The 26,072-nt window shown below is 72.7% G+C and carries 26 protein-coding genes and 1 riboswitch; of the genes, 12 read left to right on the top strand and 14 right to left on the bottom strand.

Annotated elements, in window-relative coordinates; translation table 11 throughout:
- Nucleotides 1-160: 160 nt before the first annotated feature.
- The gene (locus ACZ3J7_RS02175; protein WP_465615918.1) at nt 161-427 is read right to left on the bottom strand and encodes a hypothetical protein; all 267 of its coding nucleotides are present in this window, start codon (nt 425-427) and stop codon (nt 161-163) included.
- Nucleotides 428-576: 149 nt separating this feature from the next.
- Here ACZ3J7_RS02175 and ACZ3J7_RS02170 point away from each other — a divergent pair, with 149 nt between their 5' ends.
- Both ACZ3J7_RS02170 and ACZ3J7_RS02165 read left to right on the top strand, forming a co-directional pair.
- The gene (locus ACZ3J7_RS02170) at nt 577-1,380 is read left to right on the top strand and encodes a rhomboid family intramembrane serine protease (RefSeq protein ID WP_465615916.1); all 804 of its coding nucleotides are present in this window, start codon (nt 577-579) and stop codon (nt 1,378-1,380) included.
- Entirely contained in the window at nt 1,377-1,658 is a 282-nt protein-coding gene (locus ACZ3J7_RS02165; protein WP_176187285.1) for an Lrp/AsnC ligand binding domain-containing protein, read from the top strand. Before ACZ3J7_RS02170 ends, ACZ3J7_RS02165 begins: the two co-directional genes overlap by 4 nt.
- 2 nt (nt 1,659-1,660) lie before the next feature.
- On the opposite strand, the gene ACZ3J7_RS02160 is transcribed toward ACZ3J7_RS02165, so the two are convergent.
- From ACZ3J7_RS02160 to ACZ3J7_RS02150, 3 genes are all read right to left on the bottom strand, one after another.
- Nucleotides 1,661-3,022, bottom strand: coding sequence for an aminotransferase class V-fold PLP-dependent enzyme (locus ACZ3J7_RS02160; protein WP_465615914.1), 1,362 nt, complete (start codon nt 3,020-3,022; stop codon nt 1,661-1,663).
- Nucleotides 3,023-3,069: 47 nt separating this feature from the next.
- A riboswitch (SAM riboswitch) is annotated at nt 3,070-3,187 on the bottom strand.
- 237 nt (nt 3,188-3,424) lie between these two features.
- Nucleotides 3,425-4,504 carry an anthranilate phosphoribosyltransferase gene (gene trpD / locus ACZ3J7_RS02155; protein WP_465615912.1) on the bottom strand — a complete coding sequence of 360 codons (1,080 nt, stop codon included), beginning with the start codon at nt 4,502-4,504 and terminating at the stop codon, nt 3,425-3,427.
- A 132-nt stretch (nt 4,505-4,636) separates the two neighbouring features.
- Entirely contained in the window at nt 4,637-5,062 is a 426-nt protein-coding gene (locus ACZ3J7_RS02150; protein ID WP_465615910.1) for a response regulator, read from the bottom strand.
- A 305-nt stretch (nt 5,063-5,367) separates the two neighbouring features.
- Between ACZ3J7_RS02150 and ctaE the strand changes: the two genes are divergently transcribed.
- From ctaE to ACZ3J7_RS02125, 5 genes are all read left to right on the top strand, one after another.
- Nucleotides 5,368-5,988, top strand: coding sequence for an aa3-type cytochrome oxidase subunit III (gene ctaE / locus ACZ3J7_RS02145; protein ID WP_465615908.1), 621 nt, complete (start codon nt 5,368-5,370; stop codon nt 5,986-5,988).
- Between the two features lie 91 nt (nt 5,989-6,079).
- Complete coding sequence (gene qcrC, locus ACZ3J7_RS02140; protein ID WP_465615906.1) at nt 6,080-6,901, top strand: cytochrome bc1 complex diheme cytochrome c subunit; 822 nt, start codon at nt 6,080-6,082, stop codon at nt 6,899-6,901.
- Between the two features lie 8 nt (nt 6,902-6,909).
- Nucleotides 6,910-7,965 (top strand): cytochrome bc1 complex Rieske iron-sulfur subunit, encoded by a 1,056-nt coding sequence (gene qcrA, locus ACZ3J7_RS02135; protein ID WP_465615904.1) that lies wholly within the window; start codon nt 6,910-6,912, stop codon nt 7,963-7,965.
- Nucleotides 7,962-9,620, top strand: a complete 1,659-nt coding sequence (gene qcrB, locus ACZ3J7_RS02130) for a cytochrome bc1 complex cytochrome b subunit (RefSeq protein ID WP_465615902.1) — start codon at nt 7,962-7,964, stop codon at nt 9,618-9,620. Before qcrA ends, qcrB begins: the two co-directional genes overlap by 4 nt.
- A 108-nt stretch (nt 9,621-9,728) precedes the next feature.
- On the top strand, nt 9,729-10,097 hold the full coding sequence (locus ACZ3J7_RS02125; protein ID WP_465615900.1) for a GntR family transcriptional regulator: 369 nt from the start codon (nt 9,729-9,731) through the stop codon (nt 10,095-10,097).
- A 69-nt stretch (nt 10,098-10,166) separates the two neighbouring features.
- Here the strand turns inward: ACZ3J7_RS02125 and ACZ3J7_RS02120 are convergent, their stop codons facing one another.
- Nucleotides 10,167-11,774, bottom strand: a complete 1,608-nt coding sequence (locus tag ACZ3J7_RS02120) for an amidohydrolase (RefSeq protein ID WP_465615898.1) — start codon at nt 11,772-11,774, stop codon at nt 10,167-10,169.
- Between the two features lie 10 nt (nt 11,775-11,784).
- Nucleotides 11,785-12,432, bottom strand: a complete 648-nt coding sequence (locus ACZ3J7_RS02115) for a TetR/AcrR family transcriptional regulator (RefSeq protein WP_465615896.1) — start codon at nt 12,430-12,432, stop codon at nt 11,785-11,787.
- Between the two features lie 109 nt (nt 12,433-12,541).
- On the opposite strand from ACZ3J7_RS02115, the gene ACZ3J7_RS02110 reads away from it, so the two are divergent.
- Nucleotides 12,542-13,978, top strand: coding sequence for a purine-cytosine permease family protein (locus tag ACZ3J7_RS02110; RefSeq protein WP_465615894.1), 1,437 nt, complete (start codon nt 12,542-12,544; stop codon nt 13,976-13,978).
- A 67-nt stretch (nt 13,979-14,045) separates the two neighbouring features.
- On the opposite strand, the gene ACZ3J7_RS02105 is transcribed toward ACZ3J7_RS02110, so the two are convergent.
- The 4 genes from ACZ3J7_RS02105 to ctaC form a co-directional block, all read right to left on the bottom strand.
- Entirely contained in the window at nt 14,046-15,323 is a 1,278-nt protein-coding gene (locus ACZ3J7_RS02105) for a L,D-transpeptidase (protein ID WP_465615892.1), read from the bottom strand.
- 172 nt (nt 15,324-15,495) lie between these two features.
- On the bottom strand, nt 15,496-15,912 hold the full coding sequence (locus tag ACZ3J7_RS02100) for a cytochrome c oxidase subunit 4 (RefSeq protein WP_465615890.1): 417 nt from the start codon (nt 15,910-15,912) through the stop codon (nt 15,496-15,498).
- A complete protein-coding gene (gene ctaD / locus ACZ3J7_RS02095; RefSeq protein WP_465615888.1) occupies nt 15,909-17,687 on the bottom strand; it encodes an aa3-type cytochrome oxidase subunit I in 1,779 nt (592 codons plus the stop codon). Before ctaD ends, ACZ3J7_RS02100 begins: the two co-directional genes overlap by 4 nt.
- Nucleotides 17,684-18,541, bottom strand: a complete 858-nt coding sequence (gene ctaC, locus ACZ3J7_RS02090; protein ID WP_465615886.1) for an aa3-type cytochrome oxidase subunit II — start codon at nt 18,539-18,541, stop codon at nt 17,684-17,686. Before ctaC ends, ctaD begins: the two co-directional genes overlap by 4 nt.
- A 363-nt stretch (nt 18,542-18,904) precedes the next feature.
- On the opposite strand from ctaC, the gene ACZ3J7_RS02085 reads away from it, so the two are divergent.
- Nucleotides 18,905-20,290, top strand: a complete 1,386-nt coding sequence (locus tag ACZ3J7_RS02085; RefSeq protein WP_465615885.1) for an aminotransferase class V-fold PLP-dependent enzyme — start codon at nt 18,905-18,907, stop codon at nt 20,288-20,290.
- A gap of 53 nt (nt 20,291-20,343) precedes the next feature.
- Here the strand turns inward: ACZ3J7_RS02085 and ACZ3J7_RS02080 are convergent, their stop codons facing one another.
- A complete protein-coding gene (locus ACZ3J7_RS02080) occupies nt 20,344-21,321 on the bottom strand; it encodes a carbohydrate kinase family protein (protein ID WP_465615884.1) in 978 nt (325 codons plus the stop codon).
- 202 nt (nt 21,322-21,523) lie between these two features.
- Between ACZ3J7_RS02080 and ACZ3J7_RS02075 the strand changes: the two genes are divergently transcribed.
- On the top strand, nt 21,524-21,742 hold the full coding sequence (locus ACZ3J7_RS02075) for a hypothetical protein (protein ID WP_465615883.1): 219 nt from the start codon (nt 21,524-21,526) through the stop codon (nt 21,740-21,742).
- Nucleotides 21,743-21,838: 96 nt separating this feature from the next.
- On the top strand, nt 21,839-22,450 hold the full coding sequence (locus ACZ3J7_RS02070; RefSeq protein WP_465615881.1) for a hypothetical protein: 612 nt from the start codon (nt 21,839-21,841) through the stop codon (nt 22,448-22,450).
- Nucleotides 22,451-22,541: 91 nt separating this feature from the next.
- On the opposite strand, the gene ACZ3J7_RS02065 is transcribed toward ACZ3J7_RS02070, so the two are convergent.
- Entirely contained in the window at nt 22,542-22,895 is a 354-nt protein-coding gene (locus tag ACZ3J7_RS02065; protein WP_465615879.1) for a HesB/IscA family protein, read from the bottom strand.
- A 197-nt stretch (nt 22,896-23,092) separates the two neighbouring features.
- On the opposite strand from ACZ3J7_RS02065, the gene ACZ3J7_RS02060 reads away from it, so the two are divergent.
- Nucleotides 23,093-23,983: a GNAT family N-acetyltransferase gene (locus ACZ3J7_RS02060; protein ID WP_465615877.1), complete on the top strand. Its 891-nt coding sequence runs from the start codon at nt 23,093-23,095 to the stop codon at nt 23,981-23,983.
- Nucleotides 23,984-23,998: 15 nt separating this feature from the next.
- Here the strand turns inward: ACZ3J7_RS02060 and ACZ3J7_RS02055 are convergent, their stop codons facing one another.
- Together ACZ3J7_RS02055 and ACZ3J7_RS02050 are read right to left on the bottom strand one after the other, a co-directional pair.
- Nucleotides 23,999-25,381 carry a pyridoxal phosphate-dependent decarboxylase family protein gene (locus tag ACZ3J7_RS02055; RefSeq protein ID WP_465615875.1) on the bottom strand — a complete coding sequence of 461 codons (1,383 nt, stop codon included), beginning with the start codon at nt 25,379-25,381 and terminating at the stop codon, nt 23,999-24,001.
- A gap of 145 nt (nt 25,382-25,526) precedes the next feature.
- Nucleotides 25,527-25,994 carry an Lrp/AsnC family transcriptional regulator gene (locus ACZ3J7_RS02050; RefSeq protein ID WP_465615874.1) on the bottom strand — a complete coding sequence of 156 codons (468 nt, stop codon included), beginning with the start codon at nt 25,992-25,994 and terminating at the stop codon, nt 25,527-25,529.
- Nucleotides 25,995-26,072 lie beyond the last annotated feature (78 nt).

Below are 26,072 nucleotides of genomic sequence, written 5' to 3'. Positions count from 1 at the left end.
TCCCGGGCGGTTCCCGGCCCGGCGGGTGCCGGGCGGGGCGTTGGTCTCCGCCGCTGCTGCCAATTGTCCCGTCTACCGTGCCGCACCGACAGCACCCCACCGACGAGTCCGCCCCGCGCCCCGTCCGGGCGGACGGGGGCGCGGGGCGGTGGGTGCTGCGTCAGCCCTGCGCGGCGTCGCCCTCCGCGGCCTCCTCGGCACCGGGGCGGGCCACCAGCTCGACCTGGTCGACGGCGTTGCACCAGCGGCAGCGCACCGACTCGATGGTCTCGGACAGCACCTGGGTCTCCTCGACCTTGGACTCACCGGAGAGGTCGAAGTGCAGGAAGTCGGTCACCCGGGACGAACGGGTGACGTCGAAGCGGGTCAGGTTGCCGCACAGGGTGCAGCGCCAGCGGGTCTCGGCGGTCGGCGCGGCAATGCTCATCAGTGGTCCCTCTCGGCTGGTCCCGGTTCCGGGCCTCCAGCCTATTGCCTGCCGGCGGGCCGACGGATCACCGGTCCACAGCCCGGACGCTCACCCGGCCGGAGCAGCGCCCGGTGTCGCGGCCGCGCCCCCGAGGAATGCTGACCGGCATGGTGCTCTCCGCCCCCGCCCGGGCCGGCTCGCCGGCGGCCGAGCGGGCCGTCCGCACCCCGGTCGCCACGTACCTGCTGGTCGCGCTGGCCGCGCTGGTCATGCTGCTCGGCCCGGCCGGCCCGAACCCGGTGCACGGCAGCGGCGACGCCCGGGCCTGCGCGGAGCAGCGCTACGAGCACCGCTGGGGCGCCGTCCCAGCCGAGTTGCTGGGCGGCCGCCCCCTGACGGCCGCCCAGCTGTCGGTGCTCCCCCCGGCGGCACCCGGCTGCGTGCTTCCGGCCACTCCCGGCAAGATCCCCGAACTCTCGGTGCTGACGGCGCTGTTCGTCCACGCGGGCTGGCTGCACCTGATCGGCAACCTGCTGTTCCTGTTCGTCTTCGGCCCGGCCGTGGAGGCCCGGCTCGGCCGGTTCCGCTACCTGGCCGGCTACCTGGCGGTCGGCTGCCTGGCCACCTACGGCTACGCGCTGGCCGAGGCCGGCACCCCCGACGCGGTGCGGGCGCTGGTCGGCGCGTCCGGCGCGATCTCCGGCGTGCTGGGCGCGTTCCTCCGGCTGCACCCGCGGGCCCGGGTGACCACCCTGGTGCCGCTGCTGCTGTTCCTCCCGCTGCGCTTCCCGGCCTGGCTGGTGCTCGGCCTGTGGTTCGCCCTGCAGTTCTGGTCGGTCACCTCCGGCGGGGACGGGGTGGCCTACCTGGTGCACGTGATCGGCTTCGTGGCGGGCTGGCTGCTCGCCTGGGCCGGCCGTCCGGCGGGCGATACCCTGGGCGGACCTTCTCGAACGGGAGTTGCCCAGTGATCACCGCGATCGTCCTCATCAACACCGACGTCGACCGGATCCCCGAGATCGCCGAGGCGATCGCCGCCATCGAGGGCGTCAGCGAGGTCTACTCCGTCACGGGCACCTACGACCTGGTCGCGATGGTCCGGGTGCGGGGCCACGAGGACCTGGCCGAGGTCATCCCCGGCCGCCTCAACAAGGTCCCGGGCGTCACCAACACCGAGACCCACATCGCCTTCCGCACCTACTCCCAGCACGACCTGGAGGCCGCGTTCTCGCTCGGCCTCGACGGCTGAGCTCAGCGCTGCCGGGTGTCGGCGACGCAGCGGCCGCCCTCGCTGCGGTAGGCCCACTTCGCACCGTCGCTGACCAGCTCCCGGACGGCGGTCAGGAACCGGTCCAGGTGCTCGACGGGGGTCCCGGCGCCGAAGCTGACCCGGATCGCGTTCAGGCTGCGCTCGCCGGGCAGCGACGGCTCCGGCGCCCCGCACTCGCTGGGAGCGGCCTCCTCCCCGCCCAGCAGGGTCCGCACCAGCGGGTGCGCGCAGAACAGGCCGTCCCGGACGCCGATGCCGTACTCGGCGGACAGCGCGGCCGAGAAGTGCGAGCTGTTCCAGCCGCGCACCACGAACGACACCACGCCGACCCGGTCCGAGCCCTCGCCGAACAGGTTGAGCACCCGCACCTCGGGGATCCCGGCCAGGCCCTCGGTCAGCTTCGCCACCAGCGCCCGCTCCCGGGCCTCCAGCGCCTCGAAGCCCGCCTCGTCCAGCGCCCGGCAGGCCGAGGCGATCGCGTACGCGCCGATCACGTTCGGCGAACCGGCCTCGTGCCGCGCCGGGCCGGTGTGCCACTCGACCGCGACCGAACCGTCCAGCTCCCGGGCCACCGTCCGGCTCGCCCCGCCGCCGGCCAGGTACGGCTCGGCCGCGTCCAGCCAGTCGGAGCGGCCCGCCAGCACGCCGGCGCCGAACGGCGCGTAGAGCTTGTGGCCGGAGAACGCCACCCAGTCGACGCCCGACTCCCGCACCGAGACCCGGTGGTGGGGCGCCAGCTGGGCCGCGTCCAGCACCACCCGGGCGCCGTACCGGTGCGCGACCTCGGTCAGCTCCTTGACCGGCCACAGCTCGCCGGTGACGTTCGACGCCCCGGTGACGCAGAACAGCTTCGGGCCCTCGGACGCGCCCAGCAGCGCCTCCTCCAGCGCGGCCACCGCCTCGGCGTGCGAACGCGGCGCCCGCAGGTAGCGGACCGTCAGGCCCTCGCGCCGCCACGGCAGCAGCGAGGCATGGTGCTCGGTCTCGAACGCGAACACCTCGGTCCCGGCCGGAACGGCCCCCGCCAGCAGGTTCAGCGAGTCGGTGGTCGCCCGGGTGAACACCACCTGGTCGCCCTCCCGCAGGTCGAGGAAGTCGGCGACGGTCCGCCGGCTCTGCTCGAACAGGTCGGTCGACAGCTGCGAGAGGTAGCCGGCCCCGCGGTGCACCGACCCGTAGTACGGCGCGTACGCCGCCACGTCGTCCCACACCCGCTTCAGCGCCGGGGCGCTCGCCGCGTAGTCCAGCGCCGCGTACCCGACCTTCTCGCCGGAGGCCAGCGGAACCTCGACGTCCGCGCCCAGCACCGCCAGCGGCTCGCAGATCTCGGTGGAAACAGACATGGGTGCACTCCTCCAGGGGTCAGGACCCCGGAAGTGCACCCGCCGGAAGTCCGCGCTTGCCACGCGGACTTGTCGCCGCGCAGCCCGGTCCTCACCCAGGGCACCCCGCCACGGACGGAGGGTTGCCGGACAGCGAGCTGGGGCTTCGCGCTGTCACTCATGACCTGGCGAAAACACTACACGAGACCACCCCGGTCTCAACACCCGTCCACATCCCGAGACCCCCGCCAGGGGCCCGGGGAACGGCGGCCCGTGCTGCTGGGGGCCGGAGCCCACCGGCACGTCCGTGCTGCTGCGTGCCGTTGAAGACAGGAACCCGAAACGACGGAACGCCGCCGGCCCCTGGACCTCCAGCAGCCACGAGCCCGCCGTTCCCCGGGCCCCCGAAGGTGCGACCCGCCCTCAGACCGTCGCCTGGGTGGCTCCGGCCCAGCGCTTCAGCAGCTCCCCCGCCGCCCCCGAGTCGATCGCCGCCGCCGCCCGCACCATCGCCGCCGCGATCTGCTCGGTGAGCGGCGCGTCGCCCAGCTCCAGCGCGACCAGCGCGGCCGCGCCGTTGAGCAGGACGGCGTCCCGCACCGGCCCCGGCTCGCCGTTCAGCACCCGGCGCGCGACGTCCGCGTTGTACTCGGGGTCGGCGCCCCGCAGCGCCTCGATGCCGACCAGCTCGATGCCGACCTCGCGCGGGTCGAAGGCGACCTCCGTCACCTCGCCGCCGCGGATCACCCAGACGTGCGACGTGGTGGTGATCGTCAGCTCGTCGAGGCCGTCGTCGCCCCGGAAGACCAGGCCCTGCGCGCCGCGCCGGGCCAGCACGCCGGCGATCAGCCCGGCCAGCCGGGTGTCGAAGCAGCCGATGGCGTGCGAGGTGACCTTCGCCGGGTTGGTGAGCGGGCCGAGGATGTTGAAGACCGTGGGGACGGCCAGCTCGGCGCGCGCCTGGGCGGTGTGCCGCATCGACGGGTGGAACTTGGCGGCGAAGCAGAAGGTCAGGCCGACCTCCTCGGCGACCTCGGCGACCCGCTCGGCGGAGAGTTCCAGGTTGATGCCGAGCCGTCCGAGCACGTCCGAGGAGCCGGAGGCGGAGGAGGAGGCCCGGTTGCCGTGCTTGACGACCTTCGCGCCGGCCGCGGCCGCGACCACCGCGGACATGGTGGAGATGTTGACGGTCTTGGCGCGGTCGCCGCCGGTGCCGACGATGTCGACGGCCGGGCCGGGGATCTCCAGCGGCAGGGCGTGCGCGTACATCGTCTCGACCAGGCCGGCGATCTCCTCGACCGTCTCGCCCTTGCCGCGCATCGCCACCAGGAAGCCGGCCACCTGCACGGGGCTGGCCTCGCCGCTCATGATCCGGTCCATCGCCCAGGCGGTGTCGGCCTGGCCGAGGTCGTTCCCCGCCAGCAGCGAGCTCAACAGGTCGGGCCAGGTGCGGACCACCTGCGCGGGGTCGCTACCGCCGTTCGCAGGGTGTGCGTTCACCATGGCTGACTCCAGCTCTCGTCTCGTCCCGGGAGGGGTTCGGGCGTCAGCCTATCGAGCGAGCGGGGACGGCCGCCCGGAGTTGCCGTCCCCTTCTCTCCAGGTGAGACGCGCCGGTGAGACGGCGGCCCGGGCTCAGCGCCCGGCGGGGGCGCGCCGGGCCAGCCGGGCCCGCAGCAGCGCGGTCGCGGCGTCGGCCAGCGCGACCGGGTCGACGGGGTGCGAGATCGCGGCGTCGGCCCGGCTCCAGGCGGCGAGCCAGGAGTCCTGCGGGCGGCCGATCACGACCAGGACCGGCGGGCAGCCGTAGATCTCGTCCTTGAGCTGCCGGGTCAGGCCGAGCCCGCCGACGGGGGCGGCCTCGCCGTCCAGCACGCAGAGGTCGACGCCGCCCTTCTCCAGGGCGCGCAGCACCGCGGGCGCGGTGGCGCACTCCAGGTACTCGACGGCGGGGACGTCCGCGGCGGGGCGCCGGCCGAGGGCCAGGGTCACCTGCTCACGGGTGTTGCGGTCGTCGCTGTAGACGAGAACGGTGAGCGTCTCGTCGGAGTGCTGCGCCATGGCCCCTGCTTCCTGGTGCTCGTCCTCTTATATGTGTGCCCATGCCGGGCGGCCCCGACCGAACGGCCCAGTGTGACCCGGGCCACGTCCTTGGACGGATGCTACTCCCGCGCACCCGTCCTGCGGAGGCCCCGACGCGATCTCGCTCAAGCCGCCGCGCCCTGGACTCACCCCACCGGCCCATCGGGGTCACCCGCTCCGAACAACCGTCAGAAAACGGACGGTGCGCGAGGCGGGCATACCTCACGCACCGGACACTCCGAGGGAGACCCCCCGGCGTGAAGACGGAATAAGGGACCGACATAATGTCCGTCGTGGCGACAGCAACAGCAACAGAAACCGGACACGCGCACGGAGCGGTCAACAGGCCGAACCTGGTCAGCGTCGGAACCATTGTCTGGCTGAGCTCGGAGCTGATGTTCTTCGCGGCCCTGTTCGCGATGTACTTCACCCTCCGCTCGGTCAAGGGCACCGAGTTCTGGCACGAGAAGGCCCACGCCCTCAACGTGCCGTTCTCCTCGGTCAACACCACGATCCTGGTGCTCTCCTCGCTCACCTGCCAGCTCGGCGTCTTCGCCGCCGAGCGCGGTGACGTGAAGAAGCTGCGCTCGTGGTTCACGATCACCTTCGTGATGGGCGCCATCTTCATCGGCGGCCAGATCTACGAGTACACCGAGCTGGTCAAGAAGGACGGCCTCTCGCTGTCCTCCGACCCGTACGGCACGGTGTTCTACCTGACCACCGGCTTCCACGGACTCCACGTGACGGGTGGTCTGATCGCCTTCCTGCTGGTCCTCGGACGGACCTACGCGGCGCGGCGCTTCACCCACGAGCAGGCCACCGCGGCGATCGTGGTGTCGTACTACTGGCACTTCGTCGACGTCGTGTGGATCGGCCTGTTCGCGACCATCTACCTGATCAAGTAACAGCCGCCCCGCCCCTGACCCGGCGTCACCTGGACGCGTGGGAGTCGGGGGCAGGCTGCTGCCGACCAGATCCTGACACCGGGGTTATTCCGTGAAAAAGCTCTCCGCACGACGGCGCCACCCACTGGCGGCGGTCGTCGTTCTACTTCTCGCCCTGGCGGCCACCGGGGGGCTGTACGCCGCTTTCGCGCCTGCCGGGAAGGCGCAGGCCGACAGCTCGGCGCAGTCGCTCGCCATCGACGAGGGCAAGAAGCTCTTCGCCGTGGGCTGCTCCTCCTGCCACGGCCTGAACGGCCAGGGCACCTCCGACGGCCCGTCGCTGGTCGGCGTCGGCTCGGCCGCGGTCGACTTCCAGGTCGGCACCGGTCGCATGCCGGCCCAGCAGCCGGGCGCCCAGGTCCCGCGCAAGAAGGTCATCTACACCCAGGCCGAGACCGACCAGCTGGCCGCCTTCGTGGCCTCGCTCGGCCCCGGCCCGGTCACTCCGGACAGCAAGCAGTACGAGCCCTCCAGCGACCCGGTGACCAACGCCGAGCAGGTGGCCAAGGGCGGCGAGCTGTTCCGCACGAACTGCGCCCAGTGCCACAACTTCAACGGCAAGGGCGGCGCGCTGACCAACGGCAAGTACGCCCCGTCGCTGGAGGGCGTGGACTCGAAGCACATCTACGAGGCCATGCAGACCGGCCCGCAGAACATGCCGTCCTTCCCCGACACCACCATGCCGGAGGAGCAGAAGCGCGAGATCGTCGCGTTCGTCCGCAGCACGAACGAGGAGCCCAACCCCGGTGGTCTCACCCTGGGCAGCCTCGGTCCGGTGACCGAGGGCCTGTTCGGCTGGATCTTCGGTCTCGGCACGCTGATCCTGGTCGCGATCTGGGTCGCCGCCCACACCACCAAGGCCAAGAAGTCATGAGCCACGACATGTCAGAGAACCTGCCGGAGGCGCACGGCGCCTCCTACGGCACGGCCGTCGCCGCCCACGGCGACCCGTTCGCCGACCCGGGCCTGCCGGCCCACGAACCGCGTCGGACCGACATCGACGAGCGGGCCGCCAAGCGGGCCGAGCGCCAGGTGTCGCTGATGTTCGTGGTGTCGATGCTGGCGACCGTCGGTTTCATCGCGTCCTACGCGGCGATCGATGCCGACAAGATCGTCTACATCTTCCCGCTGGGCCACGTCAGCGCCCTCAACTTCGCCCTGGGCATGACCCTCGGCGTGGCGCTGTTCTGCATCGGCGCGGGCGCGGTCCACTGGGCCCGCACCCTGATGTCGGACCACGAGCTGCCGGCCGAGCGCCACGCGATCGAGGCCGACGACGAGGTCCGCAACGACGTCATCGAGCAGTTCAGGACCGGCGCCGCGGAGTCCGGCTTCGGCCGTCGCAAGCTGATCCGCAACACCCTGTTCGGCTCGCTGGCCCTGGTGCCGCTGTCCGGCGTGGTGCTGCTGCGCGACCTCGGTCCGCTGCCGGAGAAGAAGCTCCTGCACACCGGCTGGGTCGAGGCCGAGCCGACCAAGCCGATCCGCCTGGTCAACATGAACACCGACCAGCCGATGAAGGCCGAGGACATCGTCCAGGGCTCGCTCACCTTCGCGAAGCCCGAGGGCCTGGAGGAGTCCGACGAGGACTTCCAGCAGCAGATCGCCAAGGACGCCCTGATGCTGGTCCGGATCGCGCCGGAGAACATCAAGGACGCCGCGTCCCGGGACAAGGGCTTCGAGGGCATCCTCGCCTACTCGAAGATCTGCACCCACGTCGGCTGCCCGATCTCGCTGTACGAGCAGCAGACCCACCACGCGCTCTGCCCCTGCCACCAGTCGACCTTCGACCTGGCGGACGGCGCTCGCGTCATCTTCGGCCCGGCCGGCCACCCGCTGCCGCAGCTGAAGATCACCACCGATGAGCAGGGCTTCCTGGTCGCCACCGGCGACTTCGACGAGCCCGTCGGCCCGAGCTACTGGGAGCGTCCGCGATGAGTTCCGCAAGCGGCACCAACAGTGCCCCCAAGCCGGCCAGCACCCGTGCGAAGCCGGCCAACAAGGCCGAGGCGGCGGCCGACTGGGTCGACGGCCGGCTGGGGATCTACTCGTTGGCCAAGGCCAACCTGCGCAAGATCTTCCCGGACCACTGGTCCTTCATGCTCGGCGAGATCTGCCTCTACAGCTTCATCATCATCATCCTCACGGGTGTGTACCTGACGCTGTTCTTCACCCCGAGCATGGGCGAGACCGTCTACCACGGTTCGTACCTGCCGCTGAACGGCATCCGGATGTCGGAGGCCTACGCCTCGACGCTGAACATCAGCTTCGAGATCCGCGGCGGCCTGCTGATCCGCCAGATCCACCACTGGGCCGCGCTGGTCTTCGTCGCCGCGATGCTCGTGCACATGATGCGCGTGTTCTTCACCGGCGCGTTCCGCAAGCCCCGTGAGATCAACTGGGTCTTCGGCTTCCTGCTGCTGGTGCTGGGCATGTTCGACGGCTTCTTCGGCTACTCGCTGCCGGACGACCTGCTGTCGGGCACCGGCATCCGCTTCATGGAGGGCGCGATCCTGGCGGTGCCGATCGTCGGCACCTACATCCAGATGTTCCTGTTCGGCGGCGAGTTCCCCGGGCACGACATCATCCCGCGCTTCTTCACCATCCACGTGCTGCTCATCCCGGGCATCATGCTGGGCCTGCTGGTCGCGCACCTGATCCTGGTCTTCTATCACAAGCACACCCAGTGGGCGGGCCCGGGCAAGACCGAGAAGAACGTCGTCGGCATGCCGCTGATGCCGGTCTACATGGCCAAGGCCGGTGGCTTCTTCTTCCTGGTCTTCGGCATCATCGCCGCGATCTCCGCGATCGCGACGATCAACCCGATCTGGTCGGTCGGCCCGTACCGTCCGGACCAGGTGTCCACCGACGCCCAGCCCGACTGGTACATGGGCTTCTCCGAGGGCCTGATCCGCATCATGCCGGGCTGGGAGATCTCGGTCTGGGGCGGTCACACGCTGAACCTCGGCGTGATGGTCCCGCTGGCGGTCTTCCCGCTGGTCCTGGTCGCGATCGCGGTCTGGCCGTTCATCGAGTCCTGGGTCACCGGCGACAAGCGCGAGCACCACATCCTGGACCGCCCGCGCAACGCCCCGGTCCGCACCGCGTTCGGCGCGGCCTGGATCTCGCTGTACCTGATCCTGCTGGTCGGTGGTGGCAACGACCTGTTCGCCACCCACCTGCACCTGTCGATCAACACGATCACCTACGCGGTCCGCGTCGGCTTCTTCGTGGTGCCGGTCCTCACCTTCATCGTCACCAAGCGCTGGTGCCTCGGCCTCCAGCGCCGCGACAAGGACAAGGTGCTGCACGGGCGCGAGTCCGGCATCATCAAGCGCCTGCCGCACGGCGAGTTCATCGAGGTCCACACCCCGCTGGCGCAGAAGGACCTGCACACCCTCACCGCCCACGAGCAGCCCCAGCCGCTGGAGCTGCCCGCCGAGACGGACGAGAACGGCGTGGCCCGCAAGGCCGGCGTGGTCGCCAAGACCCGGGTGAAGCTCTCCGAGGGCTTCTACGGCGAGGGCAACCAGATCGCCAAGCCGACCACCGAGGAGTACCACGAGATCACCAGCGGCCACGGCCACCACTGATCCCGTGTAGCTGTCACGCCACGTCAGAACCCCCCACCGGCTCCGGCCGGTGGGGGGTTCTGGCTTTCCCGGCGGGGCCGGGTGCTGACGCCCTGTTATGTTGGCCGAGTGCACGTGGCGATCGATCACCAGTCCCCCACCCCGCCCTACGAGCAGGTCCGCTCGCAGATCGCGGCCCTGGCCCGTACGGGTGAACTCCCGGTCGGCCTGAAGCTCCCCACCGTCCGCGCCCTGGCCGAGCGGCTGGGCCTGGCCGCGAACACGGTGGCCCGGGCCTACCGCGAGCTGGAGGCCGACGGGGTGGTGGAGACCCGCGGCCGGGCCGGGACGACCGTGGCCCCGACCGGCGACACCGCGCACCGCCTCGCCGCCGGCGCGGCCGCCGAGTACGCGGAGCGGGCCGTCCGGCTGGGCCTGTCCCACGACGAGGCGCTGGCCGCCGTCGCCACCGCGCTCCGGACCGCGTACCCCGGCTGAGACGGCGCGACGACCGGCCCCCGCCGGGCGGGGGCCGGTCGTCGCGGGCCGGTCGTCGCGGGCCGGGGGTCAGACCGCCCGGTGGGTGACCTCGCCGTCGAGCACCGTCAGCAGCACGGGCAGCCGGGCCAGTTCGGTGTCGGGAGTGGTCAGCGGGTCCCCGGCCAGCACCGTCAGGTCGGCCCGCCGGCCGACCGCGAGCCGGCCTGCGGTGGCCTCCTCGCCCGCCGCCCAGGCCGGGGCGAGGGTGTAGCCGGCCAGCGCCTGCAACGGAGTGAGGGCCTGGCCGGGCAGGTGCGGGGGCTGGGCGAGGTCGCGGCTGGGGCGGCGGTGCCGGGCCCCGGCCATCACGCCGAGCGGTTCGAACGGGGCGATCGGCCAGTCCGAACCGAGCACCACCCGGGCGCCGGCCTCGACCAGGTCGCGGCAGCGGAAGGCCCGGTTGGCGCGCTCCTCGCCGAGCCGGCGGGACCAGTTGTCGGTGTGGTCGGCCCGGGTGTAGTCGGTGCAGTGGGTGGGCTGCATCGAGGCGGTGACGCCCAGCGCGGCGAACCGGGCGACGGTGTCGTCGGGGACCGTCTCGACGTGCTCGACCCGGTGCCGGGCGCCCGGGCCGTGCGCGGCGACGGCCGCGGCGACCGCGTCCAGCACGTGCCGGACGGCGGCGTCGCCGATCGCGTGGGTGGCGGTGGGCACCCCGGCCCGGTGCAGTTCGGCGATCACCCGGGTGTACGCGGCGGGGTCGGGCCAGAACGCGCCGGTGGACTCGCCGTGCCGGTCGGGGTGCTCCAGCCAGGCGGTGCCGTTGTCGACGGTGCCGTCCATGAACAGCTTGGCCCCGGCGACCCGCCAGCGCCGCCCGCCCTCGCCCTGCCGCCGGACCAGTTCGGCCAGCTCGGCCGGGCCCGCGCCGGGCTGCACCCAGGGGGCGATCCGCAGCCGCAGCGGGAGCTGTCCGCGCTCCTCCAGGGCGGCGTACACGGCCAGGCTGTCGCCGTTGGCGTCCATCGCGTGGCCGCCGGTGAGGCCCGCCGCGGCCATCCGCCGCAGCACCCCGGCGACGGCCCGGCAGAGTTCCTCGAAGCCCGGCCGGGGGGCGACCGCCTCGACGAGTTCGCAGGCGGCGTCCTCCAGCAGCAGGCCGGTGGGGCGGCCGGCGGCGTCGCAGACCACCTCGGCCGAGCCCTGCTCGAAGCGGCGCGGGCCGTCGATCCCGGCGAGCTCCAGGGCCCGGTGGCTGACCAGCATGGAGTGCGCGTCGAACAGGTCGATCGCGGCGGGGATCCCGTCCAGCACCGGGCCGAGGGCGGCCGCGGTGACCGGCTGGTCGCCGAACGCGTTGGGGTCCAGGCCCCAGCCGCGCAGCCACTGCCCGTCCTTCAACCCGCGCCGGGCCGCCGCCAGTTCGGCCCGCAGGCCGGGCAGGTCGGTGCAGCCGGAGAGGTCCGTCCCGGCGGTGCGCTCGGCGCCCGAGACGGGGTGCAGGTGGCCGTCCACCAGGCCGGGGACGACCACCGCGCCGTCCAGGTCGAGCACCTCGGCGCCGCTCCCCCGTCCGGCGTCCGGCCCGAGCCCGGTGATCCGGCCGCCGCTCAGCGCGAGCGCGTCGTGCGGCAGGAAGGCCCCGCTGCCGGGGTCGAGCAGCCGGGCGTTGGTCAGGACGAGGTCGGGGTGCACGGGGGGCTCCTCAGCGGTGGTGCGGTGGGTGCGGGGTGCCGAGCGCCCCGGCCGGGAGGCCGAGTTCGCGTTCGGCGAGGGCGTGCGCCATCCCGGTGACCGCCCCGGGTCGGCCGGTGCGGTCGGTGTTGGCGTGCGCCCCCAGGCCGTCCAGGACGACCAGGAGCTGGATCGCGGTGACGTGCGGGTCGGGGGTGCGGAACTCCCCGGACGCGACGCCGGCCTCCAGCAGTGCCGTCAGCCCGTCCCGCCAGCGCTCCTCCTGCCGGCCGACCCGCTCCCGCAGGGCGGGCCGGAACCGGCTGAGGTGGCGGGCGTTCAGCCACAGCCGGCTCAGCTCGTCGTAGCGCGGCCCCTCGGTGCGTCCGAGGAAGCGGGCCAGGCGCCGGACCGCCGGGAGGGCGGCGTCGGCGTCGGGCAGCAGCTCGGCGAGCTCGCCGGACGCGGCGGCGCCGAAGGCCTCGGCGACCAGTTCCTCGGCGACCGGGAAGTAGTGGCTGATCAGTCCGGGGCGGACGGCCAGCTCCTCGGCGACCCGCCGCATCGTGATGCACTCCAGGCCCTCGGCGAGGGCGATCCGGGCCGCGGTGGCCACGATCTCCGCCCGCCTGGCCTCGGGGTTCTTGCGCACCCGTTTCGGCTGGACGCTTGACGACATGCCCCGCACGCTATTGGATGTGCGACCAATAGACAAGCCGCCTGCCGCGCCTGCCGCTCCCGCACCGCCGGCCGCACCGGCACCCGCACTCGAAACCTCGGAGGACTCCATGGAATCCACGATTCCAGACCCCCACACGGAGCTCCCCACGCACCCGCCCGCGGCCCCCGACCGGGCCGGCCGGATCGAGGCCCACGGCATCGACCACATCCCCGACGCCGAGCGCCACGGCCGCCCCCGCGACCTGTTCGCCGTCTGGGCCGCCCCCAACGTCAGCTACCTCAACCTGGTGGTCGGCGGCACCCTGGTGCTGATCGGCCTCGACCTGTGGCAGTCGCTGGCCGTCATCGTGGCCGGCAACCTGTTCTGGGCCGGCGTCGGCCTGCTCGCCGTCAGCGGCCCGGCCGCGGGCGCCCCCAGCGAGGTCATCATGCGGGCCATGTTCGGCGTCCGCGGCAACCGGGTGAACGTCGCCGTCACCGGCTGGCTGGTCTCGGTCTGCTACCTCGCCCTCAACTGGGCCGCCGCCTCGCTCGCCGCGTTCGGCCTCGCCGAACGGGCCGGCCTCACCCCCGGCACCCCGCTGAAGGTCCTGGTCATCGTGCTGGTCGCGGCCGCCACCCTGGCCATCTCGGTGTACGGCCACGCCACCATCGTCCGCCTGTACGGGCCGTTCACCCTGGTCCTGACGGCGGTCTTCCTGCTGCTCGCCGGCTACCTGCTGACCGGCGGCCACACCGACTGGCACTACCGGCCCGCCGAGCCGCTGCACGGCACCGCGCTGCTGGCCGCGCTGGCCGGCGGCACCGCGCTGATCGCCTCCGCCCCGCTCTCCTACTCCACCAGCGCCGACTTCTCCCGCTACCTGCCGCGCACCGCCTCCCCGCGCGCGGTGGCCGGCTGGACCGCCCTCGGCGCCTTCGTCCCCAGCGTGCTGTTCACCGCGCTGGGCACCCTCGCCGCCACCACCCTCGACATGACGGACCCGCAGTCCGCCCTCACCGCCGTGCTGCCCGGCTGGCTGCGCCCGCTGTTCCTGCTCGCCGTCGTGCTCAGCGCGGTCGCCAACAACGCCATGACCGCGTACTCCTCCGGCCTCGCCCTGCAGGCCGTCGGCCTGCGGGTCCGCCGCTCCCGCAGCGTCGCCCTGGACGGCGCGCTGGGCGTCGCGCTCACCCTGTACGCGCTGCTGGTCTCCGACTTCCTCGGCACCGTCAACAACGTGCTGGAGCTGATGGTCGCCCTGACCGGACCGGTGATGGCCGTGTACGCCACCGACATCCTGCTGCGCCACAACCGCTACCACGGCCCCGGCCTGACCGACGAGACCCCCGCCTCCCCCTACTGGTACCGCCGGGGCGTCAACCCGGCCGGGGCGGCCGCCCTCGTCCTCGGCACCGCCGCCGCGACGCTCTGCCTGGCCACCCCGGTCTTCACCGGCGCCCTGGCCCGCCTCGCGGGCGGCACCGACCTGTCCCTCCCGGCCGGCATGCTCACCGCCGCCGCGACGTACGCGCTGCTGACCCGCCGCCGGCGCCCCGCGTAGCCGGACGGCCGGGACCCCGCGCCCCCGGTCGGGGGTGCGGGGTCCTCGGACGCCACCGGCGCGGGCGTCACCGGCTCGGGCTCGGGCCCGGGCCCGTGTTCACCGACGGGCTGGGCGTCGCCTCCACCAGCGCCGTGCTGACCGGCTTGCCCAGCGCGCTGTGCTTCACGTACTCGTCGAAGCCGACGTTCCAGTCGCCGAAGCCGTTGCCGAACGGCTCCATCTCGTGGCCCTTGCTGTTGACCACCTGGACGATGTCGCCGACCCGGGTGTTGTCGAAGAACCACTTCGCCTCGTCGGTGCTCATGCCGGTGCAGCCGTGGCTGACGTTCTCCCTGCCCTGCGCCCACACCGACCAGGGCGCCGCGTGCACGTACTCGCCGCTCCAGGTGACCCGGGTCGCCCACTTCACGTCCAGGTCGTAGGCCTCGCTGCTGCCGGCCGCGATGCCGATCGTCTCGCTGCTCATCCGGACGTCGGACTCCTGGCCGAGCACCACCTTGACGCCGTTGCGGGTGTCGAAGCCGGGCTTGCCGGTGGTGACCGGGATGGTCCGCACCACCTCGCCGTTGCGCTTGTACGTCAGCTGGTCGCTGCCCGCGTCGACCACCGCCTCGATCCGGTCGCCGGTCCGCAGCGCCAGGCTGCGCTGCTCGCCGCCGTAGACGCCGTCGGAGATCCGGACGCCCGGCAGGTCGTAGGCGAGCTTGACGGTGGTGTTGGCGGGCCAGTACTCCTGCGGCCGGAAGTGCAGGTTCTCGTCGTCGACCCAGTACCAGGCGCCGGTGACGGCGGGCTGCGAGGTGACGGTCAGGCCGCGTTCGACCTGCTGCCGGGCCGCCGGGTCGGTGACCGCCTCGGAGAGCTTGACGGTGAGCGGCTGGCCGACACCGTAGACGCCGCTGCCCGAGCTGTCGGGGCCGAGTTCGGCGGTGACGACGTGCTGCGCGTCGGCGGTGCTGAACGCCGACTCGGTCTCGCCGTGGCCGCCCTCGCCGTCCTCGGCCGCGATCCTGACGGTGTACGCGGCGCCGGCCCGGAGCGGGTCGGTGGTCTGCCAGTGCTGTCCGTCGGCGGCCAGCTCGCCGGCCACCGTCTGCCCGTCGGGGCCGGTCACGGTGACGGCGGCGAGCCGGTTGGCCCCGCCGGTGCTGACGCTGAACGCCTTCGCCGGGTCGGCCTTCTCCCCGGCGGCCGAGGTGTGCACCAGCGGCGCCACGTCGATCTGGCGGGACGCTTCCCGCTCCGACCCGCCGCCACCGCCGGAGCAGGCCGCGGCGGGGGCCAGGAGCAGTATCGCGGCCAGTGCGGTCCGGCTACTGCCGGCTATCCGAGAGCCCTTCAACGGAACCTCCCAGGGGTGTGAACCTGCCTCAGAGCGTAGGAAGGCGTCACCCGGGCGGCACTCCGGGTAACCCGGTCGGGTGTTTCCGCCCGCCCGGTCACCCGGGAACGACGGCGGGCCGGGCACCCCCCGAGGGGGTGCCCGGCCCGCCGTGCGGCCCGCGCTCCGGAACCTACTGGTTCTGGTTCTCGCCGCGGTAGAACTCGAAGACCCAGCCGAACAGGCCGATCAGGATGATCGGGATCGACCAGTACAGCAGCCACCAGCCGAAGATGACGCCCAGGAAGGCGAGCGCGCCACCGATGGCCAGCGAGAGCGGCTGCCAGCTGTGCGGGGCGAAGAAGCCCACCTCGCCGGCGTCGTCCGAGACCTGGGCCTCGGGGTTGTCACCCGCGCCGGTGTCCACCCGCTTGGCGGTGAACGCCAGGTAGAAGCCGATGAAGGCGCACAGGCCGAAGGCCAGGAACAGCGCGGTGGTGCCGGCGGCCTCCAGGCCGTGGTCCGACTTCATGGTCCACACCATGTAGGTGATGGCGATCGCCAGCACGAACACGGAGAGACCGGCGAAGATCTTGCCCTGTTCCTTCATCGGGCGTCACCCTCCTTCTTGCCCTTGCCCAGCGACGGACGGTCGTACTGCGCGGGGGTCACGCCCTCGAAGTGCTTGGCCGGCTCACCGTGGTTCTCCAGGTAGTCCAGCGCGGCGATCTCCGGGTGGTGCAGGTCGAACGCCGGGGACTCGGAGCGGATCCGCGGCAGGGTGGTGAAGTTGTGCCGCGGCGGCGGGCAGGAGGTCGCCCACTCCAGCGAGCGGCCGTAGCCCCACGGGTCGTCGACCTCGACCTTCTCGCCGTACTTCGCCGTCTTCCAGACGTTGTACAGGAACGGCAGGATCGACAGGCCGAGCAGGAACGAGCCGATGGTCGAGACGGTGTTCAGCGTGGTGAAGCCGTCCGAGGCCAGGTAGTCGGCGTAGCGGCGCGGCATGCCCTCGGCGCCCAGCCAGTGCTGGACCAGGAAGGTGGTGTGGAAGCCGACGAACAGCGTCCAGAAGGTGATCTTGCCGAGGCGCTCGTCCAGCATCTTGCCGGTCATCTTCGGCCACCAGAAGTGGAAGCCGGCGAACATCGCGAACACGACGGTGCCGAACACCACGTAGTGGAAGTGGGCGACGACGAAGTACGAGTCCGAGACGTGGAAGTCGATCGGCGGGGAGGCCAGCAGCACGCCGGTCAGACCGCCGAACAGGAAGGTGACCAGGAAGCCGACCGTCCAGAGCATCGGGGTCTCGAAGCTCAGCGAGCCCTTCCACATGGTGCCGACCCAGTTGAAGAACTTCACACCGGTGGGGACCGCGATCAGGAAGGTCATGAACGAGAAGAACGGGAGGAGTACTTGTCCCGTCACGTACATGTGGTGCGCCCAGACCGTCACCGAGAGGCCGGCGATGGCGATGGTCGCGGCGATCAGGCCGGAGTAGCCGAACATCGGCTTGCGGCTGAAGACCGGGATGATCTCCGAGACGATGCCGAAGAACGGCAGCGCGATGATGTAGACCTCGGGGTGGCCGAAGAACCAGAACAGGTGCTGCCAGAGCAGCGCCCCGCCGTTCGTCGGGTCGAAGACGTGCGCCCCGAACTTGCGGTCCGCCTCCAGGGCGAACAGCGCGGCCGCGAGGACCGGGAAGGCCAGCAGGACCAGCACGGCGGTCAGCAGGACGTTCCAGACGAAGATCGACATCCGGAACATCGTCATGCCGGGCGCGCGCATGCAGATGATCGTGGTGATGAAGTTGACCGCGCCGAGGATGGTGCCGAAGCCGGAGAAGGCCAGGCCCATGATCCACATGTCGGCGCCGATGCCCGGCGAGCGGACCGCGTCCGACAGCGGCGAGTAGGCGAACCAGCCGAAGTCGGCGGCACCCTGCGGGGTGACGAAGCCGGCCACCGCGATGACCGAGCCGAACAGGTACAGCCAGTAGGCGAACATGTTCAGCCGCGGGAAGGCGACGTCGGGGGCGCCGATCTGGAGCGGCATGATCCAGTTGGCGAAGCCGGCGAACAGCGGGGTGGCGAACATCAGCAGCATGATCGTGCCGTGCATGGTGAACGCCTGGTTGAACTGCTCGTTCGACAGGATCTGGGTACCCGGGCGGGCGAGCTCGGCACGCATGACCAGGGCGAGCACGCCACCGATCAGGAAGAAGGCGAACGAGGTCGCCAGGTACATCGTGCCGATCGTCTTGTGGTCAGTGGTGGTGAGCCACTTGATGATCGCGTTGCCCGGCTTGCGCACCCGCGGAGTCCCCGAGGTGACGGCCCCGGCTCCCCCACCGGCCGCGGCGGGCTCGTTGAGGATGGTCACTTCTCTTCACTACTTCCCGTGGGGAGGATGCCTGCGGGAACCGCACCGGCCTTGCCCTGGTCGCGGAGGTCCTTGAGGTGCTGCTGGTACTCGGCGGCCGTGACGACCTTGACGTTGAACAGCATCCGCGAGTGGTCGACACCGCAGAGCTCGGCGCACTTGCCGCGGTAGGTGCCGAGCGCGGTCGGGGTGACCTGGAACTCGTTGACCACGCCGGGCACGACGTCCATCTTCATCATGAAGTTGACGGGCCAGAAGTCGTGGATGACGTCGTTGGAGGTCAGCCGGAACTTCACGGTCTCGTTGATCGGCAGGTAGAGCGTCGGGGGCTCCTTGGTGCTGCCGACGTCGTACGCGGCGGTGGTGCTCGCCGGGTCCGGGATCTCGGAGTTCTCGTAGTTGAACGCCCAACTCCACTGGAAGCCCACCACGTTGATGGTGTGCTGGGGCTTCTCGTCGACCTTCGTCAGGGCCGACTCGTCGCGGGCGACGAAGTAGAACAGCACCGAGACGATGACGAGCGGGACCGCGGTGTAGAGCGCCTCGATGGGCACGTTGTACCGGGTCTGAGCAGGGACCTCCACCTTGGTGCGGCCGCGCCGGTGGAAGATCACGCTCCAGAGGATCAGACCCCACATCAGTGCGCCAACAATCAGAGCCGCGATCCACGAGCCCTGCCACATGTGAAGGACCAGCGGCCCTTCCTTGGTGACGGGACTGGGGAGGCCAAGCCTGGGCAGGTCGTTGGCCGAGCAGCCGGTGGCGGTCGCGATGACGAGGCCCAGTGCCAGCGCCTGAGGCAGCTTCCGCCGCATCGTGCGCCGCGGCGAGCGGTCGGAGCCGTTGGGACTCACGTAGCGCCTTCCCGAAGTCTCGCCCGCGAACGCACCACCGGGAGGAGCCTGTTGTCAGGTCTCCTCGGCGGTCCGGCCACGGGCACGGTTTGAATGCTTATGCGGGCCAAACGCTACTCCATCCTTATGCGGCACTCACGGGCAGCCCCCGGTAACGCGCCGCCCGGCTACCCGATCAGCCCCCGGGGGGTGAACCGCCCCCGTGGGACGGATGGAGTCGCAGGTCATGGCGGACATCCGAGCCTCCCACGGCCGAACGGGCGACCGTACTGCGACACGCGGGTGACGGGCCGTCGGACGGCTGACGGGCCGGGAGGAATCACCCCGTAAGGGGCGGTGCCCGGGGTCGTCTACGGTGGCCGGGTGCCCTACTTCGACGCCGCCTCCACCGCCCCGCTCCACCCCGTGGCCCGGCAGGCCCTGCTCGCCGCCCTCGACGAGGGCTGGGCCGACCCCGCCCGGCTGCACCGCTCCGGCCGGCAGGCGAGGATGCTGCTGGACGCCGCCCGGGAGACCGCCGCCGAGGCGCTCGGGGCCCGGGCCGACGAGGTCTCCTTCACCTCCTCCGGCACCCAGGCCCTGCACCTGGGCCTGCTCGGCGCCCTGCGCGGCCACCGCCGCCGGGGCTCCCACCTGCTGCACTCCGCCGTCGAGCACTCCGCCGTCCTGCACACCGCCGAACGCTGGGAGGCCGACGGCGGCAGCGCCACCGCCGTCCCCGTCGACCGCCACGGCCGGGTCTCCGCCGAGGAGTTCGCCGCCTCGGTGCGGCCGGACACCGCGCTCGCCGTGCTGCAGTCCGCCAACCACGAGGTCGGCACCCTGCAGCCGGTCACCGAGACCGCCGCGCTGCTCGGCGACGTCCCGCTGCTGGTCGACGCCGCGCAGAGCGCCGGACGGCTGCCCGTCCCGGCCGGCTGGTCGCTGCTCACCGCCAGCGCCCACAAGTGGGGCGGCCCGGCCGGCGTCGGCGTGCTCGCCGTCCGCAAGGGCGTGCGCTTCTCCTCCGCGCTGCCCGCCGACGAGCGGGAGGGCGGGCGGGTGCCCGGGTACCCGAACGTCCCCGCGATCGTCGCCGCGGCGGCCTCGCTGCGGGCCGTCCGGGCCGAGGCCGAGGCCGAGAACGCGCGGCTGCGCGCGCTGGTCGACCTGGTCCGGCGGCGCGTCCCGGAGCTGGTGCCCGCCGTCGAGGTGGTCGGCCACCCCGAGCTGCGCCTCCCCCACCTGGTGACCTTCTCCTGCCTGTACGTCGACGGCGAGGTGCTGCTCACCGGACTCGACCGGGCCGGCTTCGCGGCCAGCTCCGGCTCCTCCTGCACCTCCAGCACCCTGACGCCCAGCCACGTGCTGGCCGCGATGGGCGTCCTCACCGAGGGCAACCTCCGGATCTCGCTGCCCGCCGGCACCACCCGCGCCGAGGTCGACGCCTTCCTCGACGTGCTCCCCCGGGTCGTCGCCGAGGTCCGCGCCCCGCTCGGCCTCGACCTGGCCCTCCCCGCGACCGGCTCCGCCGCGGCCCTGGTCATCGACACCCTGGGCAAGCGCTGCCCGATCCCGGTCATCGAACTCGCCAAGCACGTCGGCGAGGTCGCCCCCGGCGGCCGCGTCGCCGTCCTCTCCGACGACGAGGCGGCCCGCCACGACGTCCCCGCCTGGTGCGAGATGTGCGGCCACACCTACGCGGGCGAGGCCCCCGCCACGGAGTACGGCGGGAGCCACGGCACGGCGTACCTGGTCACGGTGGGCTGATCAGGGGCGGGCTCGCGCCCCGCAGGGCCCCAGCCCGCCCCCGGGCCGTCCGTTCAGAGGCTGAGCCGGGCTCGCAGCCCGGCCGCGGCCTCCGGCCCGTACGCGGTCTCGAAGCGGTCCAGGAAGCGGCCGCCGCGCAGGTCGTACTCCTGGGTCCCGACGGTCTCGATGACCAGGGTGGCGAGCATGCAGCCGATCTGGGCGGCGCGTTCGAGGCCGAGGTCCCAGGAGACGCCGGCCAGGAAGCCCGCGCGGAAGGCGTCGCCGACGCCGGTGGGGTCGGCCTTGCGCTCCTCGGCGGCGCAGCCGACCACGATGTCGGGCTCGCCCCGGCGCTGGATCCGGACGCCCTTGGGGCCGAGGGTGGTGACCCGGGTGCCGACCCGGGTCAGGATCTCGTCCGCGGACCAGCCGGTCTTGGACTCGATCAGCGCGGCCTCGTACTCGTTGGTGAAGAGGTACGCGGCACCGTCGACGATCTCCCGGATGTCGTCGCCCTCCAGGCGGGCGAGCTGCTGGGAGGGGTCGGCGGCGAAGGCGTAGCCGCGGCTGCGGCACTCCTGGGTGTGGCGGACCATCGCGGCGGGGTCGTCCGCGCCGATCAGGACCAGGTCGAGGCCGCCGATCCGGTCGGCGATCGGCTTGAGCTCGATGTTGCGGGCCTCGGCCATCGCGCCGGTGTAGAAGGACGCGATCTGGTTGTGGTCCTGGTCGGTGGTGCACATGAAGCGGGCGGTGTGCCGGGTCTCCGAGATGTGCACGGACCGGGTGTCGACGCCGTGCCGGTCGAGCCAGCTGCGGTACTCGGCGAAGTCGGCGCCGGCCGCGCCGACCAGGACGGGGTTCAGGCCGAGCAGGCCCATGCCGAAGGCGATGTTCGGGCCGACGCCGCCCCGGCGGATGTCCAGGGTGTCGACCAGGAAGGAGAGCGAGACCGTGTGCAGCTGCTCGGGCACCAGCTGGTCGGCGAACCGCCCGGGGAAGGTCGTCAGGTGGTCGGTGGCGATCGAGCCGGCGACGGCGATGCGCACGGGGTCTCCTCTGGCGGCCGGGCGGTGGCCTGGGCTGGGGGCAACAACCCGCCTACGGTACCCGGCCCGACGGGGTACTACCGAGCGGTAGGGCTGTCTTCCGGGGACGGCCCGTCCTAGGGTCGCGAGTGGGGGACCCGCGCGGCCCCCGTCCAGTCCGCGGCACCGTGGCCGCGGCACGGCGATCGGAGCTGGGTACCGCATGGTGATCGATCACTCCTCCGGGTGGCTCGCGGGCCGACGCGGCGAGGACGCCGAGACCGGGACGCTGGCCGAACTGCTGGACTCCTCGCGCCGCCTGGGCCGGTTCTGGCCGGTCGCCGGGCCGCTCCCGGCGGTCGCCGCACCGGTCGCGCCGGTGGTCCGGGTGCCGGTGGCGGCGCGCCGGGTGGTGGCGGGCATGCCGGAGTACGGCGGCTGAGTCCACGGCGGTGGAACCGCTTTCCTCCGGGACACGTCACATCGGCGCGGTACCGCTTCCGGCGGCACCGCACGACCCTCGGGAGGAACGCAGATCATGGACGACAGCACCGCAGCCGTCTCCGCCAAGGCCCCGTACGCCCGCCGGGCGGCCGCCGCGCTGGCCTGCGCGGCGCTCGCCGCCGGCCTGCTGACCGCGTGCGGCAGCTCGGGCGCGCCCACCGTCGCCGCCGGCACGTCGAGCGCGAGCGCGGGCGCGAGCAGCCCCGCGGGCTCGCCGTCGCCCTCGGACCCGGCCTCGCCCTCGGCTCCGGCCGCCGCGTCGAGCCCGGCGCCGGAGGCGAGCCCGCAGCCCTCGGCGCAGCCGACCACGCCCGGGATAGCCGTCGGCGAGCGCCCGCCGACGGCGGTGAAGATCCCGGCGTCCGGTTACCGGCAGGACGGGCCGACCCAGTTGACGGTGTTCTTCACCGCCGGGATCTGCGACAAGTACGGAGTCCGGGTCGAGGAGGACACCCCGCCGGTGGTGAAGCTCCGGGTGGTGATCACCCAGACCGCGGAGCCGGGCAAGGCCTGCCCGCAGGTGGTCAAGGAGCAGCAGGCGACCGTCAAGCTGTCGCGGCCGATGACCGGCGGCGGCGTGGTGGACACCGCGACGGGCGAGCAGGTGCCGGTGCAGAGCGGCGTCGCGGGCGGCGACCCGCGCTGACCGCGCCGACCGCGCCCCTGCGGAGGCCGCGAACGCCGCGAGGGCGGCCCCCCGGTGCTGGGGGGCCGCCCTCGGCGGTGACGCTCGGGGCCTAGCTGAACGAGTCGCCGCAGGCGCAGGAGCCGGTGGCGTTCGGGTTGTCGATCGTGAAGCCCTGCTTCTCGATGGTGTCGACGAAGTCGACGGTGGCGCCGCCCAGGTAGGGGGCGCTCATCCGGTCGGTGACGACCTTGACGCCGCCGAAGTCCTTGACGACGTCGCCGTCCAGCGAACGCTCGTCGAAGAAGAGCTGGTAACGCAGGCCCGAGCAGCCGCCGGGCTGCACGGCGACGCGCAGCGAGAGGTCGTCGCGACCCTCCTGCTCCAGCAGGCCCTTGACCTTGGCCGCGGCGGCGTCGGTGAGGAGGATGCCACTTTCGACGGTGGTCTCGTCCTGGACGGTCATGCTTACTCCCGGTCTGTGACGACTGTGATCCGCCAGTGCCAACCAGCGGCCTCCCGGATTCATTTCCGGGGGGTGGTGCGTTCGGGGGACTTTTTTCGTCGCCCACTCCCCCACGTACTCCATGCTCGCACACCGCGCCGGGCGGGTCACCGCCCACTTCGGCAAACCGCTACCGTCCGCGCACCGGGGGCAGCAGGATGTGTCGGGTGATCATTCGTCAGCTCAGGGACACCGCGGAGGACGCCGAGGCCGTGGACCGGATCGCCCGGACGGCCTTCCGCGACCTCGACGGCCGGCCGCAGGACGACGCGCGGACCCCGGCGGACGTCCGCCGCGGGATCCGCGGCCGGGCCCGCGCCCGGCACCTGGCGGTCACCGACCCGGAGGGGTGCTGGATCGCCGAGCAGGACGGCGAGGCCCTCGGGGCGGCGCTGTCGCTGCGCCGCGAGGGGGTGTGGGTGCTGCCGCTGTTCGTGGTGCTGCCCGCCGCGCAGGGGCGGGGGGTGGGCCGGCTGCTGCTGGAGCGGGCCACCGCGTACGGGCGGGGCTGCCTGCGCGGCATGCTGTGCGCCTCGCCGTCCCCGGCGGCGGCCCGACGCTACCGGCGGGCCGGGTTCACGCTGCACCCGACGATGCGGCTGACCGGGCCGGTCGACCGGGAGCGGCTGCCCGACCCGGGCGGGATCCCGGTGCACGCGGGCAGCGCGACGCACCTGCACCTGCTCGACTCGGTGGACCGGCGGCTGCGCGGCGCGGCACACGGCCCGGACCACCGGTTCATGCTGGCGCACTACGAGGAGCTGCTGGTCGCGGACACCCTGGCCGGGTCGGGCTACTGCTACCGGGACGGCGGCGAGGTCGAGCTGGTCGCGGCCACCTCCAAGCGGATCGCGGTCCGGCTGCTGCGCGAGGCGCTGGCCCGCGTCCCGGTCGGGACGGAGGCCGGCGTCTCCTTCCTCACCGCCGAACAGGAGTGGGCCGTGGACGTCGGCCTCGACCTGGGCCTGTCCCTGTCCACCCGCGGCTACCTGGGGCTGCGCGGGATGCGGCCGCCGGCGCCGTATATCCCGAACGGGGGCTACCTGTGACGCCGGGGGCCCTGCTCACTCCATGGTGGCGAGGATCTCCTCGACCATCTCCATGGTCGTGCCCGGGTGCAGGAAGGCGAAGCGGGCGACGGTCTCGCCGTCCCAGCCGGTGGGGGTGACGAAGCCGATCTGGTCGGCGAGCAGGCGGCGGGACCAGCGGTAGTAGTCGTCGTGGGTCCAGCCCTTGCGGCGGAAGCAGACGGCGGAGAGCTGCGGGTCGTGGAGGAGTTCGAGGTGCTCGCTGTCGCGGATGAGCCGGGCGGTGTCGCGGGCGAGGCGGAGGCCGGCTTCGATCGCGTCGGTGTAGGCCTGGACGCCGTGGACGGCGAGGGAGAACCAGAGCGGCAGGCCGCGGGCCCGGCGGGTGAGGTGGTAGGCGTAGTCGGTGGGGTTCCACTCGTCGCCCTCGGTGTGCAGGACGTCGAGGTAGGAGGCGTCCTGGGTGTGGACGGCGCGGGCCAGCCGCGGTTCGCGGTAGAGCAGGGCGGCGCAGTCGAAGGGGGCGAACAGCCACTTGTGCGGGTCGACGACGAAGCTGTCGGCGTGCTCGATGCCGTCGTAGCGGTGGCGGACGGAGGGGGCGAAGAGGCCGGCTCCGCCGTACGCGCCGTCGACGTGGAACCAGAGGCCGTACTCGCGGGCGACCTCGGCGATGCCGGCGAGGTCGTCGACGATGCCCTCGTTGGTGGTGCCGGCGGTGCCGACGACGGCGACGACCGTCTCGGGGTGGGGGTCGGCGGCGAGGGCGGCGCGCAGGGCGGCGCCGGTGAGGCGGCGGTCGACGGCGGGGACGGGGAAGGCCTCGACGCCGATGATGTTGAAGGTGTTCTTGACCGAGGAGTGCACCTGGTCGGCGACGGCGATCCGCAGCCGGGCCTCCGGGCCGCCGTGCCCGTTCTCCCCGGCGAGGCGGCGGCGGGCGGTGTCGCGGGCGACGACGAGGGCGGAGAGGTTGCCGGCCGAGCCGCCGGAGACGAAGGTGCCGCCGGCGCTCGCGGGGAGGCTGGCCCGGTCCGCTATCAGGCGCAGGACCTGGTTCTCGGCGGCGATCGCGCCGGCCGCCTCCAGCCAGGAGATGCCCTGCAGGGAGGCGCAGGAGACCACCATGTCGAAGAGCAGGGCGGCCTTGGTGGGGGCGCACGGGATGAAGGAGAGGTAGCGGGGGCTGTCGGCGGAGATGACGGCGCGGGAGAGCTCGTGGTCGTAGAGCTTGAGCACGTCGGCGGGGTTGTTGCCGTGGTCGTTCAGCAGTCCGGCGAGGGCTTCGCGCAGGTGGGCGCCGTCGCCGGGGTGGTCGAGCGGGACGGGGTCGTACTGCAGGCGTTCGCGCATGTAGTCGAAGACGAGGTCGACCAGCTCGTTGTCCGGCTTGTGCATGCGGTCGGGGGCTGCGTACACGGGTGTCCTCTTCGCTGCGGGCGGTGCTGGGGGCGAGATCAGCGTAGGCAGCGGGGGTGGGCGGGCGCGCGTCGGAACGCGGCCGTCCGGGGCCGGTTTCCTGCGTGTTCGGGCGGGGGCGCGCAGGAAAGCTGCGCCGGGTGGGTCAGATGAGCTGGGAGAGGACCACCGAGGAACGGCTGCGCTGGACGCCGGGCTCCTTGCGGATGCGCTCGATGACGGCTTCGAGGTGGCGGGTGTCGGCGGCGCGCAGGTGGACGAGGGCGTCGGGGTCGCCGGTGACCGTCCAGGCGGCGGCGACCTCGGGGAACTGGCGCAGCGAGGCGAGCAGTTCCTCGGGCGAGGTGCGGGCGCGGCAGTAGACCTCGACGAACGCCTCGGTGCGCCAGCCGAGCAGCGCGGGGTCGAGGACGACGGTGAAGCCGCGCACGACGCCGCGCGCCCGCAGCCGGTCGATCCGGCGGCGGACGGCGGTGGCGGAGAGGTTGGTGAGCAGTCCGATCTCGGCGTAGGAGGCGCGGCCGTCGCGGCTGAGGTGTTCGATCAGCAGGCGGTCGGTGTCGTCGAGGTCCGGCCGGACGGGCCCGAGGTCGGGCGGCCGGTGGGTGCTCATGCGTCCCGCCTCGCTTCGCTCGGCGAGCGCTTCGCACATGCGCACCTCTCGACGACGCGCTCGCTGCGCTCGCTCATG

The sequence above is a fragment of the Kitasatospora sp. NPDC015121 genome, assembly GCF_055562955.1.
The sequence above is the reverse complement of the archived record's forward strand: the minus strand, read 5'-3'. Positions and strand labels throughout refer to the sequence as shown.